15 protein-coding genes and 1 pseudogene are annotated in these 14,740 nt (G+C 62.4%); 6 read left to right on the plus strand and 10 right to left on the minus strand.

The features are described from left to right. Positions 1–204: 204 nt before the first annotated feature. Together G4G28_RS19610 and G4G28_RS19615 are read right to left on the minus strand one after the other, a co-directional pair. Positions 205–909: a nitroreductase gene (locus tag G4G28_RS19610; protein WP_182989571.1), complete on the minus strand. Its 705-nt coding sequence runs from the start codon at positions 907–909 to the stop codon at positions 205–207. Beyond that, a pseudogene (locus G4G28_RS19615) lies at positions 906–1,816 on the minus strand (DMT family transporter). Before G4G28_RS19615 ends, G4G28_RS19610 begins: the two are co-directional and overlap by 4 nt. Before the next feature lie 333 nt (positions 1,817–2,149). On the opposite strand from G4G28_RS19615, the gene phaP reads away from it, so the two are divergent. Then, positions 2,150–2,734 carry a TIGR01841 family phasin gene (gene phaP / locus G4G28_RS19620; RefSeq protein WP_182989573.1) on the plus strand — a complete coding sequence of 195 codons (585 nt, stop codon included), beginning with the start codon at positions 2,150–2,152 and terminating at the stop codon, positions 2,732–2,734. Positions 2,735–3,239: 505 nt separating this feature from the next. On the opposite strand, the gene G4G28_RS19625 is transcribed toward phaP, so the two are convergent. The 7 genes from G4G28_RS19625 to G4G28_RS19655 form a co-directional block, all read right to left on the minus strand. Then, entirely contained in the window at positions 3,240–4,331 is a 1,092-nt protein-coding gene (locus G4G28_RS19625; protein WP_182989574.1) for a serine hydrolase, read from the minus strand. 393 nt (positions 4,332–4,724) lie between these two features. Further along, complete coding sequence (locus G4G28_RS19630) at positions 4,725–5,447, minus strand: ABC transporter ATP-binding protein (RefSeq protein ID WP_182991896.1); 723 nt, start codon at positions 5,445–5,447, stop codon at positions 4,725–4,727. 11 nt (positions 5,448–5,458) lie between these two features. Further along, positions 5,459–6,229: an ABC transporter ATP-binding protein gene (locus G4G28_RS19635; RefSeq protein WP_182989575.1), complete on the minus strand. Its 771-nt coding sequence runs from the start codon at positions 6,227–6,229 to the stop codon at positions 5,459–5,461. A 23-nt stretch (positions 6,230–6,252) separates the two neighbouring features. Continuing rightward, on the minus strand, positions 6,253–7,467 hold the full coding sequence (locus G4G28_RS19640) for an ABC transporter ATP-binding protein (RefSeq protein WP_182989576.1): 1,215 nt from the start codon (positions 7,465–7,467) through the stop codon (positions 6,253–6,255). Positions 7,468–7,476: 9 nt separating this feature from the next. Then, positions 7,477–8,412, minus strand: coding sequence for a branched-chain amino acid ABC transporter permease (locus tag G4G28_RS19645; protein ID WP_182989577.1), 936 nt, complete (start codon positions 8,410–8,412; stop codon positions 7,477–7,479). A gap of 215 nt (positions 8,413–8,627) precedes the next feature. Continuing rightward, positions 8,628–9,575 carry a 4-hydroxy-3-methylbut-2-enyl diphosphate reductase gene (gene ispH, locus G4G28_RS19650; protein WP_182989578.1) on the minus strand — a complete coding sequence of 316 codons (948 nt, stop codon included), beginning with the start codon at positions 9,573–9,575 and terminating at the stop codon, positions 8,628–8,630. An 11-nt stretch (positions 9,576–9,586) separates the two neighbouring features. Beyond that, complete coding sequence (locus tag G4G28_RS19655) at positions 9,587–10,042, minus strand: peptidylprolyl isomerase (protein ID WP_182989579.1); 456 nt, start codon at positions 10,040–10,042, stop codon at positions 9,587–9,589. 243 nt (positions 10,043–10,285) lie between these two features. On the opposite strand from G4G28_RS19655, the gene G4G28_RS19660 reads away from it, so the two are divergent. The 5 genes from G4G28_RS19660 (at position 10,286) to G4G28_RS19680 (ending at position 13,289) form a co-directional block, all read left to right on the plus strand. Further along, entirely contained in the window at positions 10,286–10,762 is a 477-nt protein-coding gene (locus tag G4G28_RS19660; protein WP_182989580.1) for an RDD family protein, read from the plus strand. A 114-nt stretch (positions 10,763–10,876) separates the two neighbouring features. Beyond that, positions 10,877–11,548: a DNA repair protein RadC gene (gene radC / locus G4G28_RS19665; RefSeq protein ID WP_182989581.1), complete on the plus strand. Its 672-nt coding sequence runs from the start codon at positions 10,877–10,879 to the stop codon at positions 11,546–11,548. A 173-nt stretch (positions 11,549–11,721) separates the two neighbouring features. Beyond that, positions 11,722–11,958, plus strand: a complete 237-nt coding sequence (gene rpmB, locus G4G28_RS19670; protein WP_005665737.1) for a 50S ribosomal protein L28 — start codon at positions 11,722–11,724, stop codon at positions 11,956–11,958. A gap of 10 nt (positions 11,959–11,968) precedes the next feature. Further along, the gene (gene rpmG / locus G4G28_RS19675; RefSeq protein WP_182991897.1) at positions 11,969–12,139 is read left to right on the plus strand and encodes a 50S ribosomal protein L33; all 171 of its coding nucleotides are present in this window, start codon (positions 11,969–11,971) and stop codon (positions 12,137–12,139) included. Between the two features lie 142 nt (positions 12,140–12,281). After that, positions 12,282–13,289 (plus strand): hypothetical protein, encoded by a 1,008-nt coding sequence (locus G4G28_RS19680; protein WP_183107739.1) that lies wholly within the window; start codon positions 12,282–12,284, stop codon positions 13,287–13,289. 105 nt (positions 13,290–13,394) lie between these two features. Here the strand turns inward: G4G28_RS19680 and G4G28_RS19685 are convergent, their stop codons facing one another. Next, positions 13,395–14,603 (minus strand): fatty acid desaturase, encoded by a 1,209-nt coding sequence (locus tag G4G28_RS19685; RefSeq protein WP_182989583.1) that lies wholly within the window; start codon positions 14,601–14,603, stop codon positions 13,395–13,397. Positions 14,604–14,740: the final 137 nt, after the last annotated feature.

The following is a 14,740-nucleotide window of genomic DNA, read 5'->3' on the forward strand; positions in this document are numbered from 1 at the left end:
ATGCACATCGAATGCAATTGCAACTCAGCTGCAATCGACTGTAACACTCTCCTCATCATTTTGCCGCACTACAACGGAACGCGGCGCACTGCCCGGGGCAACAAGAATTCTGTTCCAATTCAATTGTCTACGTCGCGCAACGTTTTGTTTTGCGCCACCTCGGCATGCTGTCGAAACCCGTCGCAGCGAGGCGGGGTGGCGAAATCAGTCGTCCTGGTCGACAAAGTGCACGAAGTTCGCTACCGGTTCGCGCTCGGTCACGAGCGTGTTCTCGACCCTGGTCGGATCGGCCCAGCCCAGCGCCATGCCGCACACGACCGTCTCGTTGGCCGGGAGGTCCAGTTGCTCGGCGATGATGCGGTGGAACTGGGTAAAGGCGGCTTGCGGGCAGGTATCGAGCCCGCGTCCGCGCGCGGCCACCATGATGTTCTGCAAAAACATCCCGTAATCCAGCCAGGAGCCCTGCTCCATGACGCGGTCGATGGTAAAAATCAGGCCGACCGGTGCGTCGAAGAAGCGGTAGTTGCGCGCATGCTGGGCCGCCATGCCGGCCTTGTTGTCGCGGCTCAGCCCAAGCAGGCTGTACAGGTCCCAACCCACCTTGCGCCGGCGGTCGACAAAAGGAGAGACCCATTCGCGCGGATAGTAGGGATACTCCTCGGTATGCTGGCGCGACAGTTCCGGGTCGCTGTACACGGCAAGAATGGCGTCCGACAGCGCGACGCGGCGCTCGCCGGTCAGCACATAGACCTTCCACGGCTGGGTATTGGTACCCGAGGGCGCGCGTGCCGCCACCTCGAGGATGCGTTCGATGTCGGCGCGCTCCACCGGCTTGTCGAGGAAAGCGCGGATCGAGCGGCGCGAGGTGATGGCGGCATCGACCGCTTCTTGCTGTGGGCTTGCAATCATGAATGCTCCTGTTTCTTGACGACGAAGGCGACCCCGGTCACGGCCACCGCCATGCCGACCAGTCCAAGCGGGCTCAGGGCCTCGCCGAACAGGATCCAGGCCATGATGGCGGTCGTGGGCGGAGTCAGGTAAAGCAGGCTTGTCACCTCGGTGGCGGTCCCCTCGCGAATCAACCTGAACAGCAGGAATATGGCACCGATCGACAGCGCCAGGATCGCCCACAGCAGGGACGCAATAAAACCGGCGTTCCACCTTACTTTAGACAAGGACAAATCGAACTGTTCAAACAACAGCGCGAACGGCAGCAATGCCGCAATAGTCGCGCCGAACTGGATCACGGTGCCGGTACGCAGGTCGAAGCGCGGGCAATAATGCTTCTGGTAGAGCGTGCCCGCCGTAATCGACAGCAGCGCCAGCACGCAGTACAGGATCGCCCGTCCCGACAGACTCGCCAGGCTGATTTTCGCATACACGACGAGCGCCACCCCGCCCAGGCCCAGCGCGAGTCCCAGCCACTGGCGCGGACGCACGCGTTCGCCGATCAGGGCGCGGCCACGGCCGTCAGGACCGGTTGCATGCCGACGATCAGCGCCGACAGGCCTGCCGGCATGCCCAGCTTGATGGCACTCCAGACGCCGCCGAGGTAGCCCGCCTGCAGCAGCAGGCCGGCGACCGCGACATGCCCGATGCGCCCGCGCGGCCATGGCGCGCGCCAGATCAGCACGGCCGGCAACAGGATCAGCAGCACGCCGCTGCAGCGCAGAATCAGGAAAGTCAATGGCGGCGCATATGGCAGCCCGTACTTGGCCACGATGAAGCCGGTACTCCAGAGGACGACGAAGAAGGCGGGGAGTAGCCAGCTGGGGAGCGGGCGTCTTGCGCCTGGAGTGTCGAGCGGTTCGGCCATGATCCTGGATGTCGGGCGCTGGCACACCGGGTGGCGATTAGCGCAATGACAAGTCTAACATGGGCGAGATACCCGGGCTGGGTGGAACATTGCACGCGCCGATGGCAGAAGCGCATACAAAGTTGATGAGAAGTATTTCTTCCGATGCAAGGAAACAACAAGGATTTCCTCCATGGTGCGACGCACCAAATTCGCTTGACGTGTACGTCAAAATGCGCAAAACTGCGTTCTGTTGCGGTGCACCATCCAGTTTGCACTAGCCGTTTCGCGGTACCGATTCAGCAGTATTCCCTAGAAGTATCCCTTCTTATAAACGTTTGTTTGGAGAACCCCATGTTTGCAATTCCAGAGCAGTTCTCGAATGCCACCAAAGCCAATTTCGAATCGCAATTCGCCCTGCTGTCCTCGCTGACCGCGAAGACTTTCGAGAGCATGGAAAAGCTGGTGGAACTGAACCTTGCTACCGCCCGTGAAGTCATGGCTGGTAACTCGACCACCGCGCGCCAACTGCTGTCGGCCAAGGATCCACAGGAATTCCTGCAACTGTCCGCAGCCCAGGCCCAGCCGACCGCCGAGAAGGCCCTGTCGTACAACCGCCAGCTGGCAGCGATTGCCACCGGTACCGGTGCCGAGTTCTCGAAGGCCGCTGAAAGCCAGATCGTCGAAGCCAACCGCAAGGTCATCGCCCTGGTCGACGAAGTGAGCAAGAACGCCCCTGCTGGTTCGGAGACCTTCGTCGCCGCCGTCAAGACCGCGATCAGCAACGCCAACGCCGGCTACGAGCAGTTCAGCAAGACCACCAAGCAGGCTGTCGAAGCCATCGAAAGCAACGTGAACGCTGCTGTCTCGCAGTTCTCGCAAGCTGCCGCCAAGGCACCAGGCGCCGCTGCCAACGCTGCCGCTGCTGCCGCTGCTTAAGTAAGATTGCGGCGCCCGCCTTTCGGGCTGGCGCTACGTAGATAAAGGGCTGCCTGAGAAATCGGGCGGCCCTTTTGTTTGGATGCTCGAAGCGCAAGAGCTGGGGTCAGGTCTGACATTCGGACACGGACTCAGCCATACTGCGGTATGTATGGATGGCTTGTTCTGCTTCCGCATGTGCTGTCGCTTTGAACGTTCGCTCTAGAGTTGAGGTCGTGTCCGAATGTCAGACCTGACCCCAGCCTTGCCATTTATTTTCGGCTTAAACGCAAGCTGGCGCCCAGAGACAGCCGGGAACAAACGCAACGACAACGTAGGCCAAGCAAGACCACGCGCTAACCGCCGCCATCCTTAGCGCCTTCTTCACCCACGAGCGTGGAGAGTAGCTCGCGGCGAGCAATCCCGTGCCTACTGCGAGCAACAGGGCAATTGGCGCAACGCCCTCCGGTAACTGCCGAGGATTCTCGCGACGCTTTTGCCACCCACATGACATCGCGGACCGCTGTTATTGCCGCGCCTGCGTAGCGCTACCCTGCACCGCCGAAATCAGCTCCCGGCTCAACTCCTCGTTATCGCCACCGAACATGTCGCCGTTATGCAGGGTCACCGCGACGATGCCGGAATCGACGTCCATTTCCAGTTCGCTGTAGAAATTGATGATATAGCCGCCATGCCCGACCAGATGCTTGCCGTTGATTTCGCGCAGCCAGGTGCCGAAACCATAGCCGGTAGCCTGACCGTTCGGCAGCACGTATGGCGTATTCATGCGGCGCACGTTCGCCGGCGAGACCAGCTTGCCACCCTGCAGCGCGATCATGAAGGCAGCCATGTCGTCCACCGTGCTCACCACGCCGCCACCGGCGTAGAAGTTGCTGTTCGAAAGCAGCCAGGCGGGCGCGGGGCCCTTTCCATAGCCGGTGACTAGGCCGGGGATGAACGCCTTGTCGCTGCCCTCGCGCGTGTGGCGCAGGCCCAGCGGTTTGCTGATCCGCTCGTCGAGGAAGGTGTAGTAGGGCTTGCCGGAGACTTTTTCGATGATCAGGCCCAGCAGATGGTAACCCGTATTGTTGTAAGCGAATCTGGTCCCCGACGCCGATTCGAGCGGGCGCGCACGCACGGGGTCGACGAGTTCCTTGGGCGTATGGTCCAGGCGCACGCTCGTGCGCCAGTAGCCGGAATCGAGCGACAGATTCGGAATGCCGCTCGTGTGCGTCAGCAAATGCTCGATGGTGACCTTCTCCCAGTGCGCGGGCGCATCGGACAGGTAGCGGCTCACTGGGGCATCGAGCGCGAGCTTGCCTTCGTCGACCAGCAGCATGACGGCGGTGGCGGTGAAGAGCTTGGTCGTCGAGCCGATGCGGAAAACGTGTTCGGGCTGTGCCTTCACGCCGAGCTCGACGTTGGCCATGCCGTAGGCCTTGCGCAGGATGGGCTGGCCATCTTTCATCACCAGTGCGGCGACGCCGGGCTGATCGGGCTTGAAACGGGCGGCCATGAGGCTGTCGAGTGAGTCGGCGAGTTTTGGCTCAACCGGGGCCGCCATGACGGCCAGCGGAAAACAGAGGAGCAGTGCAAGGTGCTTCAAGTTCCGCTTCATGGTCGGTCCATTGCCTTTGTGAATGAGCGGCAATTCTATCGACCATGTAGCAAAAAAGGAAACTATTTACCGTGATCTGAAGCTGGGGTCGTGAAGCTGGGGTCAGGTCTGACATTCGGACACGTCATGAAGCTGGGCTCAGGTCTGACATTCAGACACGAACTCTGCTGTGAAGCTGGGGTCATGAAGCTGGGGTCAGGTCTGACATTCAGACACGAACTCTGCCATTCTCGATCTCATCTCTTGTAGACGGGCCAGCACTGTCAGCACGCCTGCCACATGCCAGCACAGTCTACACTCGAGCTCGTGTCCGAATGTCAGACCTGACCCCAGTACTTTGCCCCCTGTACTTGACTCCAGTACTTGCTCCAATAGCGCAGCTGGCCGCTTCCTTCATTCTCCCAGGTAAGCCGCCCGCACTCTCGGATCGTCCAGCATGGCACGTGCTTCGCCCGTCATCGTGATCGCGCCCGACTCCATCACATAACCGCGGTGCGCCGCCTGCAGCGCCAAGCGTGCGTTCTGCTCGACCAGCAGGATGGTGATGCCCTGCCCCGACACCTCGCGGATCACCTCGAAGATCTTCTCGACCATGATCGGCGCCAGGCCCATCGACGGTTCGTCCAGCAGCAGCAGGGTCGGCTGGCACATCAGTGCGCGCGCCATGGCCAGCATCTGCTGCTCGCCGCCGGACAGCGTTCCGGCCAGCTGCGCCGAGCGTTCCTTCAAGCGGGGGAAGACGCCGAACCACTTCTCGATGTCGGCTTCGACGCCGGCCTTGTCGTTGCGCGTGTAGGCGCCCATCAAGAGGTTCTCGACGATGGTCATGCGCGTGAAGACGCCGCGGCCTTCCGGCACCATCGCCAGCTTCTGCTCCACCAGGCGGTGCGAGGGCGTGCCCAGCAAGGGCTTGCCCAGGTAGCTGACCGTGCCTTCCACCTTGCACGCGGGCAGGGTACCGGTGATGGCTTTCAGGGTGGTGGTCTTGCCCGCACCGTTGGCGCCGATCAGGGTCACCAGTTCGCCGCGCCTGACGTCCAGGTCGATGCCCTTGACCGCCTTGATGCCGCCATAGGCGACCTTCAGGCCCTGGATCTTCAGGATGCTTTCTTCCATCGCAGTGCTCATCAATGCGCCCCTCCCAGGTAGGCCGCGATGACGGCGGGATCTTTCTGGATGTCGGCAGGTATACCTTCGGCGATGCGCTTTCCGTACTCGAGCACGGTAATGCGGTCGCACAGGCCCATCATCAGCTTCACGTCGTGTTCGATGAGGAGGATGGTCGTGCCCTGCCCCTGGATCTTGACGAGCAGTTCGCGCAGCGCCAGTTTTTCGGTGGCGTTCATGCCGGCGGCAGGTTCGTCCAGCGCCAGCAGTTGCGGATCGGTGGCGAGTGCGCGCGCGATTTCCAGGCGGCGCTGGTCGCCGTAGGAGAGGAATTTCGCGGTGCGGTTGGCAAAAGCGCCGATGCCGACGAAATCGAGCAGCTCTTGCGCGCGGCGGCGGATCGCCTCTTCTTCGGCACGCGCCGCGCCGTGGCGGAAGATGGCGCCGAATACGCCCTGCTTCGAGCGCACGTGGCGCCCGACCATGACGTTTTCCAGCGCCGTCATTTCGCTGAACAGGCGGATGTTCTGGAAAGTGCGGGCAATGCCGGCCTTGGCTACCGCATGCGGGGCCGTCGGCGAATAGGGTTTACCGGCCAGCTCGAAGCGGCCGGTGTCGGGCTGGTACAGGCCGGTGATCACATTGAAGAAGGTGGTCTTGCCGGCGCCGTTCGGGCCGATCAGGCCATACACCTGGCCGCGCTGGATCTGGATGCCGACATCGGTCAGCGCCTGCAGGCCACCGAAGCGCTTGTTGACGCCGGAAATATTCAGGAGAAGTGGTTCGCTCATGCTCATGTCATTGCTGCGGCGCCTCAGGCGGCCGCCGCCTCCTCTTCGTCTTCGCGTGCATTGGCCACGTTGGGCCGGTCTTCCTTATTGGGCGACGGCCACAGGCCCGCCGGGCGCACCAGCATGATGCCCACCAGTACCAGGCCATACATCATTTGCCGCAGCACTTCGGCTTCGATGATGACGTGACCGAACAGCGCCATCTGCGCCGGCTCCACCACATGGCGCAGCACTTCCGGCAGCGAGGCCAGCAGCACGCCACCGAGCACCACGCCGGGAATGTGGCCGATCCCGCCCAGCACCACCATCGCCAGCACCGCGATCGATTCCGGCAGCGAGAACGATTCCGGCGACACAAATCCCTGGAAGGCGCCGAACATGGCCCCGGCCACGCCGCCGAAGGAGGCGCCGATCGAGAAGGCCAGCAGTTTCACGTTGCGGGTATTGATGCCCATGGCTTTCGCGGCGATTTCGTCTTCGCGGATCGCCACCCAGGCGCGGCCCAGGCGCGAATGCTGCAGGCGGCTCGTGATGAAAATGGTGACGATGCACAGCAGCAGGAACAGGAAATAGTAGGCGTTCACCGAGGGCATGCCGTAGCCACCGAGGTAGACGGTCGACTGGGACCCGGCCTCTCCCGCCAGCGACACCCCGAACACGCGGATCGGGTCGATCATGTTGATACCCTGCGGCCCGTTGGTGAAATTGATCGGGTCATTCAGGTTGTTCATGAAGATGCGGATGATCTCGCCGAAGCCGAGCGTGACGATGGCGAGGTAGTCGCCGCGCAGCTTCAGCGTCGGCGCGCCCAGCAAGGCGCCGAACAGGGCCGCCACGGCGGCGGCCAGCGGCACGATCGCCCACAGCGACAGGTGGATCCCGTTCTGGGCAATGTCCGGGCCGCACAGCGCGACCAGCGCCGCCCCGATTTCGGGACTGTAGTTGACCAGCGACTCGAGCAGCGCCGCGAACTGGGGCGAAGAGAACAGGCCGGTGAGATAGGCGCCAACAGCAAAAAACGCGATGTAGCCGAGGTCGAGCAGGCCGGCGAAGCCGACCACGATGTTCAGTCCCAGCGCAAGCATGATGTAGAGCAGCGCGATGTCGGCAATGCGTACCCAGGAGTTGCCGAACTGGGCGGCAACGAAGGGGAAAGCGATCATCACGACCAGCAGCAGCGCCATGCTGACGCGCGCCTGGCGCGGGTGGTGGCGGAGGTCGAAGGAAAGCGGTGCCATGGTCTCTCCTTAGGCGCGGTCGGCGACGCGCTCGCCCATGATGCCGGACGGACGCACGATCAGCACCACGATCAGGACGATGAAGGCGAAGATGTCCTGGTAGTGGCTGCCGAGGAAATTGCCGGTGGCCGCGCCGATATAGCCGGCGCCGAGCGCCTCGATGATCCCCAGCAGCAGGCCGCCGAGCATGGCGCCGTAGATGTTGCCGATGCCGCCCAGCACCGCCGCACAGAAGGCCTTCAGGCCCGGCAGCACGCCCATCGTGAAGGTGATGGTGGCATAGTTGGCGCCCCACATGACCCCGGCCACGGCAGCCAGCGCCGCGCCGATGGCAAAGGTGGCGACGATGACGCTGTTCGAATCCACGCCCATCAAACCGGCCACGCGCGGGTTTTCGGCGACGGCGCGCATCGCACGGCCCATTTTCGTGCGTTCCACCAGCAGCACCAGGCCAACCATGGCAATTGTCGCCAGCGCCAGCAGCAGCACCTGGGTAGGCGAAATCATGGCCCCGGCAATCACGATCGGGTCGGACGGCAGCAATTGCGGAAACGGCAGCGGGCTGCGGCCCCAGAAGCGCATCGCCATCACGAAGGTCTGCAGCAGGATCGAGACACCGATGGCGGTGATCAGGGGCGCCAGGCGCGGGGCATTGCGCAGGCGCCGGTATGCCACGCGTTCGATCAGGATATTGACCAGCATTGCGACCGGAATCGCACCCAGCATGGCAATGGCCAGTTGCAAGTAGCCCGGCAGGCCGGGGAATGCGCCTTCCAGCAATTGCAGGATCGAAAAGGCGACCATGGCACCGATCATCATGACGTCGCCATGCGCGAAATTGATGAGGTTCAATACTCCGTAGACCATCGTATAGCCGAGCGCGACAAGGGCGTACATGCTCCCCGTCACCAGCCCGTTGAGTATCTGCTGGACAAAAGTCTCCATCGTTTCCGCTGCCTCTTTCTTTCGATAACAAAAACGGCACCACGGAAAGTCCGGGGTGCCGCTCCTTGAGGTCGTGACATACAAGTCTTGCAGTTGCTCACTGCAGTTAAACAGTTGCCACGACTAAAATCCTGAGCCTTGCCATCATAGCGAGGTTTTTGCCGAACCAACAACGTAAAAGTAGTCCACACGGCGCCACGCACGGGCGCCGTGTTTCAGGCAACTTCCACGCGGGCGCCGTCGAGGCCCTTTGGCAGCGGGAAGGTGACGTGTTCCTCGACGCCTTCGAGCGCACGCACGCTGGCCGCGCCCAGGGTTTTCAGGCGGTCGATCACGGCCTGCACCAGCACTTCCGGGGCCGAGGCGCCGGCGGTGACGCCAATGCGCTTCTTGCCGAGGATCCAGGCCGGATCGATGGCGGCGGCGTTGTCGACCATGTAGGCCGGGGTGCCCATCTTGTCGGCCACTTCGCGCAGGCGGTTCGAATTCGAGCTGTTCGGGCTGCCCACCACGACCACGACTTCCACCTGCGGTGCCATGAACTTCACCGCTTCCTGGCGGTTCGTGGTGGCGTAGCAGATGTCGCCCTTCTTCGGCTCCATGATGTTCGGGAAACGGCGCTTCAGCGCGGCGATGATCTCGGCCGTATCGTCGACCGACAGCGTGGTCTGCGATACGTAGGCGACATTGTCCGGGTTCACGACCTGCAAGGTCTCGACGTCGTCCACCGTCTCGACCAGGTGCATACCCTCTTCCGCCTGGCCCATCGTGCCTTCGACTTCGGGGTGGCCGTCGTGGCCGATCATGATGATCTCGGCGCCGCCCTTGCGCATCTTCGACACTTCCACGTGGACCTTGGTGACCAGCGGGCAGGTGGCATCGAAAATCTTCAGGCCGCGTGCTTCCGCTTCGGCGCGCACCGCCTTCGAGACGCCGTGGGCCGAGAACACCAAGGTATTGCCGGCCGGGACGTCGTCGAGCTCTTCGATGAAGATCGCGCCCTTGTTGCGCAGGTCTTCCACGACATAGGCGTTGTGGACGATCTCGTGGCGCACGTAGATCGGCGCGCCGAACTGCTGCAGGGCACGCTCGACGATCTCGATGGCGCGGTCGACGCCGGCGCAAAAACCGCGCGGCTGGGCAAGAAGGATCTCGTTTTCCATGTCGTTTCCTGTTACAGGACTGAAATCAGTTTGACTTCGAATTGCAGGGTCTGGCCGGCCAGCGGATGGTTGAAGTCGAACAATGCGGCATCCTCGCGCATTTCGCGCAGCACGCCGGCAAAGCGGCCGCCGCCGGGCGCGGCGAAATCGACCAGGTCGCCTGCCTTGTAGTCGGCATCGGGCACCGAGTTTTCGTCCAGCGTGGCTTTCGATACCCACTGCAGCAATTCCGGATTGCGCTCACCGAAACCTTCAGCCGCGCTCAGGGTGAAGGTCTTGTGTTCGCCTTCCGCCATGCCGAGCAGGCGCTCTTCCAGGAAAGGCGCGAGCTGGCCTTGGCCCAGCATCAGCGTCGCCGGGTTGGTGCCGAAGGTGGTGACGATGTCCTTGCCATCGAAACCGGCAAGACGGTAATGCAGGGTCAGGTAGGCCGATTCGGTGACGACGGCGGGGGAAGCAGTGGACATGTTCTGGCGTTCTTTGTTGAAACAGGCAAACCGCTATTGTAAGCCACCGCTGCCGTTCCCGTTTGCGGGCGCCGCTTTTTTTGGCAGCGCGAACGGCCCGACGCATCGCCCGCGCCATCGTTGTCGCATTGGCGCATCATCAGTCTTTCTACCGTGTGACATTGCGAGTTTGATTTCCCAAGTGAAACAATGCTATCGTCATCCTCCGTGTAAAAATGCAGTCACCTTTTTGAGGAGCATGTCGTGGATCGACAGGAAGCAGAGCTGGAATACGTGGGTTTCTGGTGGCGCGTCTGGGCCTCGCTCATCGACACGGTATTCGTTCTCCTGATTACGGTTCCGCCGATGATGGCCGTGTACGGCGCCAACTACTGGGACGCCGGGGACCAGCTCGTGCGCGGCCCGGCCGAATTCTTCTTCTCGTATGTGCTTCCCGCGGTGCTCTTCATCGTCCTGTGGCGCAAGCTGGGCGCGACGCCGGGCAAGATGGCGATCGGCGCCACGATCGTCGACGCGCGCACCGGCGCCGCGCCCAGCCTGACCCAGTGTATCGTCCGCTACGTCGGCTATTACGTGTCCTTGATTGGTCTTTTCATCGGCTACTTCTGGGTCGGCATCGATTCGCGCAAACAGGGGTGGCACGACAAGATGGCCGGCACCGTCGTCGTGCGCCGCCGCGGCGGCGGAACCAGACCGGTGCAGTTCGAACAAAAGCGCTGAACGCGCCGCCCCGCAGCGCTGCTGCGCACGTGTCGAATCGATCAGTACACGCCTGCGGCCGCCGCTGAATAATGCGGAGTCCGGCATGGGCTGGCAACTTCGATACGGGGCGACATGGGCATCAATCACTGGCCGGAGCAGGACCGGCCGCGCGAACGGCTGGCGCGCGAAGGCGCGGCGGCGCTGTCGAACGCCGAGCTGCTGGCGATCTTCCTGCGCGTGGGCGTGCGCGGGCGCAGCGCCGTGGAACTCGGCAGCCACATGCTCGACCACTTCGGCTCGCTGCAGCGCCTGCTGCATGCGACGCCGCAGGAGTTTTCAGAAGTGAACGGCCTGGGACCGGCGAAATATGCGCAGTTGCAGGCGGTGATGGAATTGTCGCGCCGCGCCATCGGCGAAGAATTCTTCCGACAGTCGCTGTGCTCGCCGGATGTGGTCAAGGCTTACCTGCGCGCCAAGTTCGGCCTGCAAACCTATGAATCCTTCGTCGTGCTGTTCGTCGACGTCAAGAACCGCCTGATCGATGTCCAGGAAATGTTTCGCGGCACCCTCACCCATGCCAGCGTCTATCCGCGCGAAGTCGTCGTGGCCGCGTTGCGGCGCAATGCCTCGGGCGTGCTGCTGGCGCACAACCACCCTTCGGGCGTGGCCGAACCGAGCGATGCCGACCTGGCGCTCACACAGGCGCTGCGCGAAGCGCTGGCGCTCGTCGACATTCGCGTGCTCGACCATTTTGTGGTGGCGGGAACACAGGTGCACTCGTTTGCCGAGCACGGGCAATTGTGATGCTGCCCGGGGTTAACTGCGTGAAAACAAGCCTTTAGCACCGATTGTACAATTGTGACTTTTATCCACATGAGCAGGACACAATTGTTTTTCGCAAGTGATTGATTCAGCGATGGTTTTCACGCTATACTCTCGTTTTTCCGAATTCGGAACTTATTCTTAAGGAGTGCGCTATGGCACGTGTCTGCCAAGTTACTGGCAAGGGAGTGATGGTTGGCAACAACGTCTCCCACGCAAACAACAAAACGAAACGCCGTTTCCTGCCTAACCTGCAGAACCGTCGCATCTACGTCGAATCCGAAAACCGTTGGGTCTCGCTGCGTTTGTCGAACGCCGGCCTGCGCGTCATCGACAAGCTGGGCATCGACGCCGTTCTGGCCGACATGCGCGCTCGTGGCGAAAAAGTCTAATTAGGGAGCTATCATGGCAAAAACTGGCCGCGACAAAATCAAGCTGGAATCGACCGCAGGTACCGGTCACTTCTACACCACCACCAAGAACAAGCGCACGATGCCGGCGAAGATGGAAATCATCAAGTTCGACCCGAAAGCTCGCAAGCACGTTCCGTACAAGGAAACCAAGATCAAGTAATCGATCCTGGAGCTGTACAAGAAAAGCCGCCCATGCAAATGTGCGGCTTTTTTGTATTGACGATCGTGTTGTGACAATCGGTGCATTTTTTACAAGCACCGTCGCGTATAGTGGCGGGGTTCCGAACGAGACGATTGTTCCCATGTATCGCCGCACCACCGTTTTACATCGCCCCGTCTTCGCCGCCCTGCTGTTCTGGGCCGCCGCAGCAACCGCCGAACCGGGTCCCGCTTATCCGAACACGGGCAGCTTCGGTGTTCCGTTCGAGACGAGCGAAGACTGGTATCGGGAGTGCATGCGCGTCGCGCAGGTGCAAACGCCACCGGTTCCGCCGGCGCAGGCCCAGCCGGCAAGCTGCAAGGCGACTGACCTCTACTATTCGAAACTCGACCAGGCGCAGACCTCCGACGCCGAGTGGCGCCAGGTGCGTGCCTGCGCCCAGGCCAGCGGCGACGACGCCGTCCTGATGATGTTGTATGCGAACGGCCTCGGCCAGCCGCGCGACCTCGACCGCGCCATCTTCCATGCCTGCCGCCTCGATACCGCCAAGGCCGAAATGGAGGCGCGGGTCGGCTACCTCGCCTCGGGCGCAGCCAATGCCGACGGCCAACCCTTCGACCTGTGCGACCACATCACCAGCGGCTACATGGGATCGGTCTGCGCCGGCCTCGGCGAAACGCGCAGCGAACGGTCGCGCGCGCTGCGCCTGGATCGCTTTGCTGCCACGCTGCCGGCGCGCGCCCGGCTTCCCTTCTCCCAGCTGCGCAAGGCGGCCGAGGCTTTTGCCCGGCAGTCGGCCTCCGAAGTCGACCTGAGCGGCACGGGCGGCGCCGGTTTTGCCATCGGCCGCGCCTCGCGCCGGCGCGACGAATTCGTGCAGGCCGTGTTCGACGCGGCCGCGGGCGAGATACCCCCGTGCGACGCCGGCGCAACTGGCGCAGCTCGACCGTCAGTTGAACCTGCGCTACCGCAAGCTGATGGGCGGCGCATCGGATGCGGGGGCGACCATGCCCGCTTCAAGGGCAGCACCGTCACCCGCGCCGACGTGCGCATTACCGAACGCGCCTGGCTGGCCTACCGCGACGCCTGGGCGCCCTTCCGGCGGCGGGCGCGACCCGTACCGACCTGGTCTCGATCCAGGCGCTGCTGACGCGCCAGCGGATCGCCCAGCTCGGCAAGCTCTGACGGCACGTCCAGAAACGAAAAAGGCTCCCCGAAGGGAGCCTTTTTCGTTTCCACCGCCGTGCGGCGAAGGTCAGGCGTAGCTGCGCAGGCGCAGCGAGAACTCCTGCAGCGACTTGATGCCCGACGCCTCGGCACGTGCGCACCAGTCCTGCAATTGCTGCAGCAGCTGGTCGCGCGTCGAATGCGAGCGTTCCCAGATCGCGGCCAGTTCCACGCGCATCTGGTGCATCGTTTCCAGTGCCTTGCTGTGCTTGAACAGCTCGATCAATTGCTGCTTTTGCGACAGTTCCAGCTTGGCCGGCTCGCGCTGCAGCAGCTTGCGCGAGGTTTTCAGGAAACGCTTCTCCAGCGCAGCCTGCGTTTTCAGGTGCTCGAGCTCTTCGCGGAAAGCGACCTTGACCGACTTCGCATACTTCGCCATCACGTCGTACCGGTTGGCGATGACCGATTGCAGGGTGTCGAGGTCGGCAACCTGCTTGTTCTTGGCGAACTTCGGCTCCGGCGCCACTTTCTTCACCTTGGCCAGGCCCAGCATTTCCAGGGCGCGGATATAGGCCCAGCCGATATCGAATTCGTACCACTTGCTCGACAGCTTGGCCGAGGTGGCGAAGGTGTGGTGGTTGTTGTGCAGTTCTTCGCCACCGATCAGGATACCGAACGGGAAGACGTTGGTGGCCGCATCGCTGCACTCGTAGTTGCGGTAGCCCCAGTAGTGGCCCAGGCCGTTGATGATGCCGGCCGCGGTAATCGGGATCCACAGCATCTGGATCGCCCAGATGGTGACGCCGATGACACCGAACAGCACAAAATTGATCACCAGCAGCGAAGCGACGCCCAGCATGCTGTACTTGGTGTACAGGTTGCGCTCGATCCAGTCGTCCGGCGTGCCGTGGCCATACTTGGCCAGGGTTTCCTGGTTCTTGCTCTCGGCGCGATAGAGCTCAGCGCCTTCGAGCAGCACTTTCTTGATGCCGCGGGTGACCGGGCTGTGGGGGTCTTCCTCGGTATCGCATTTGGCGTGGTGCTTGCGGTGGATCGCTGCCCATTCCTTGGTCACCTGACCCGTCGTCAGCCACAGCCAGAAGCGGAAAAAGTGGCTCGGGATGGCATGCAGTTCCAGCGCGCGGTGCGCCTGGTGGCGGTGCAGGTAGATGGTGACGCTGGCGATGGTGATGTGGGTGACCACCAGCGTGTAGAGCACGACTTCCCAACCGGACAGGCCGATCAGGCCGGTATTCAGAAATTCCAGGACGGAATGCAGGATGTTGCTAAAGCTCATTAAGGCTCCAAAAGAAAAACAGTCTGAGGCACGCCGACTTTCTGCGAGAGGGTCGCCCAGGCATGCAGCGCGAAACGCGCACACCACGACGATATTCTACGCACTTTCTCATGACGCACAGCACGATACCCGCAGGT

The sequence above is a fragment of the Massilia sp. Dwa41.01b genome (assembly GCF_014171775.1).
Lineage (GTDB): Bacteria > Pseudomonadota > Gammaproteobacteria > Burkholderiales > Burkholderiaceae_D > Telluria.

What these genes read in the sequence shown, in the direction of transcription:
- G4G28_RS19625 (WP_182989574.1), bottom strand. Translation starts at nt 4,331, where the DNA reads ATGAAGCGGAACTTGAAGCACCTTGCACTGCTCCTCTGTTTTCCGCTG.
- ispH (WP_182989578.1), bottom strand. Translation starts at nt 9,575, where the DNA reads ATGGAAAACGAGATCCTTCTTGCCCAGCCGCGCGGTTTTTGCGCCGGC.
- G4G28_RS19680 (WP_183107739.1), top strand. Translation starts at nt 12,282, where the DNA reads ATGTATCGCCGCACCACCGTTTTACATCGCCCCGTCTTCGCCGCCCTG.
- rpmB (WP_005665737.1), top strand. Translation starts at nt 11,722, where the DNA reads ATGGCACGTGTCTGCCAAGTTACTGGCAAGGGAGTGATGGTTGGCAAC.
- G4G28_RS19630 (WP_182991896.1), bottom strand. Translation starts at nt 5,447, where the DNA reads ATGGAAGAAAGCATCCTGAAGATCCAGGGCCTGAAGGTCGCCTATGGC.
- G4G28_RS19655 (WP_182989579.1), bottom strand. Translation starts at nt 10,042, where the DNA reads ATGTCCACTGCTTCCCCCGCCGTCGTCACCGAATCGGCCTACCTGACC.
- G4G28_RS19645 (WP_182989577.1), bottom strand. Translation starts at nt 8,412, where the DNA reads ATGGAGACTTTTGTCCAGCAGATACTCAACGGGCTGGTGACGGGGAGC.
- G4G28_RS19635 (WP_182989575.1), bottom strand. Translation starts at nt 6,229, where the DNA reads ATGAGCGAACCACTTCTCCTGAATATTTCCGGCGTCAACAAGCGCTTC.
- radC (WP_182989581.1), top strand. Translation starts at nt 10,877, where the DNA reads ATGGGCATCAATCACTGGCCGGAGCAGGACCGGCCGCGCGAACGGCTG.
- G4G28_RS19610 (WP_182989571.1), bottom strand. Translation starts at nt 909, where the DNA reads ATGATTGCAAGCCCACAGCAAGAAGCGGTCGATGCCGCCATCACCTCG.
- G4G28_RS19685 (WP_182989583.1), bottom strand. Translation starts at nt 14,603, where the DNA reads ATGAGCTTTAGCAACATCCTGCATTCCGTCCTGGAATTTCTGAATACC.
- phaP (WP_182989573.1), top strand. Translation starts at nt 2,150, where the DNA reads ATGTTTGCAATTCCAGAGCAGTTCTCGAATGCCACCAAAGCCAATTTC.
- G4G28_RS19640 (WP_182989576.1), bottom strand. Translation starts at nt 7,467, where the DNA reads ATGGCACCGCTTTCCTTCGACCTCCGCCACCACCCGCGCCAGGCGCGC.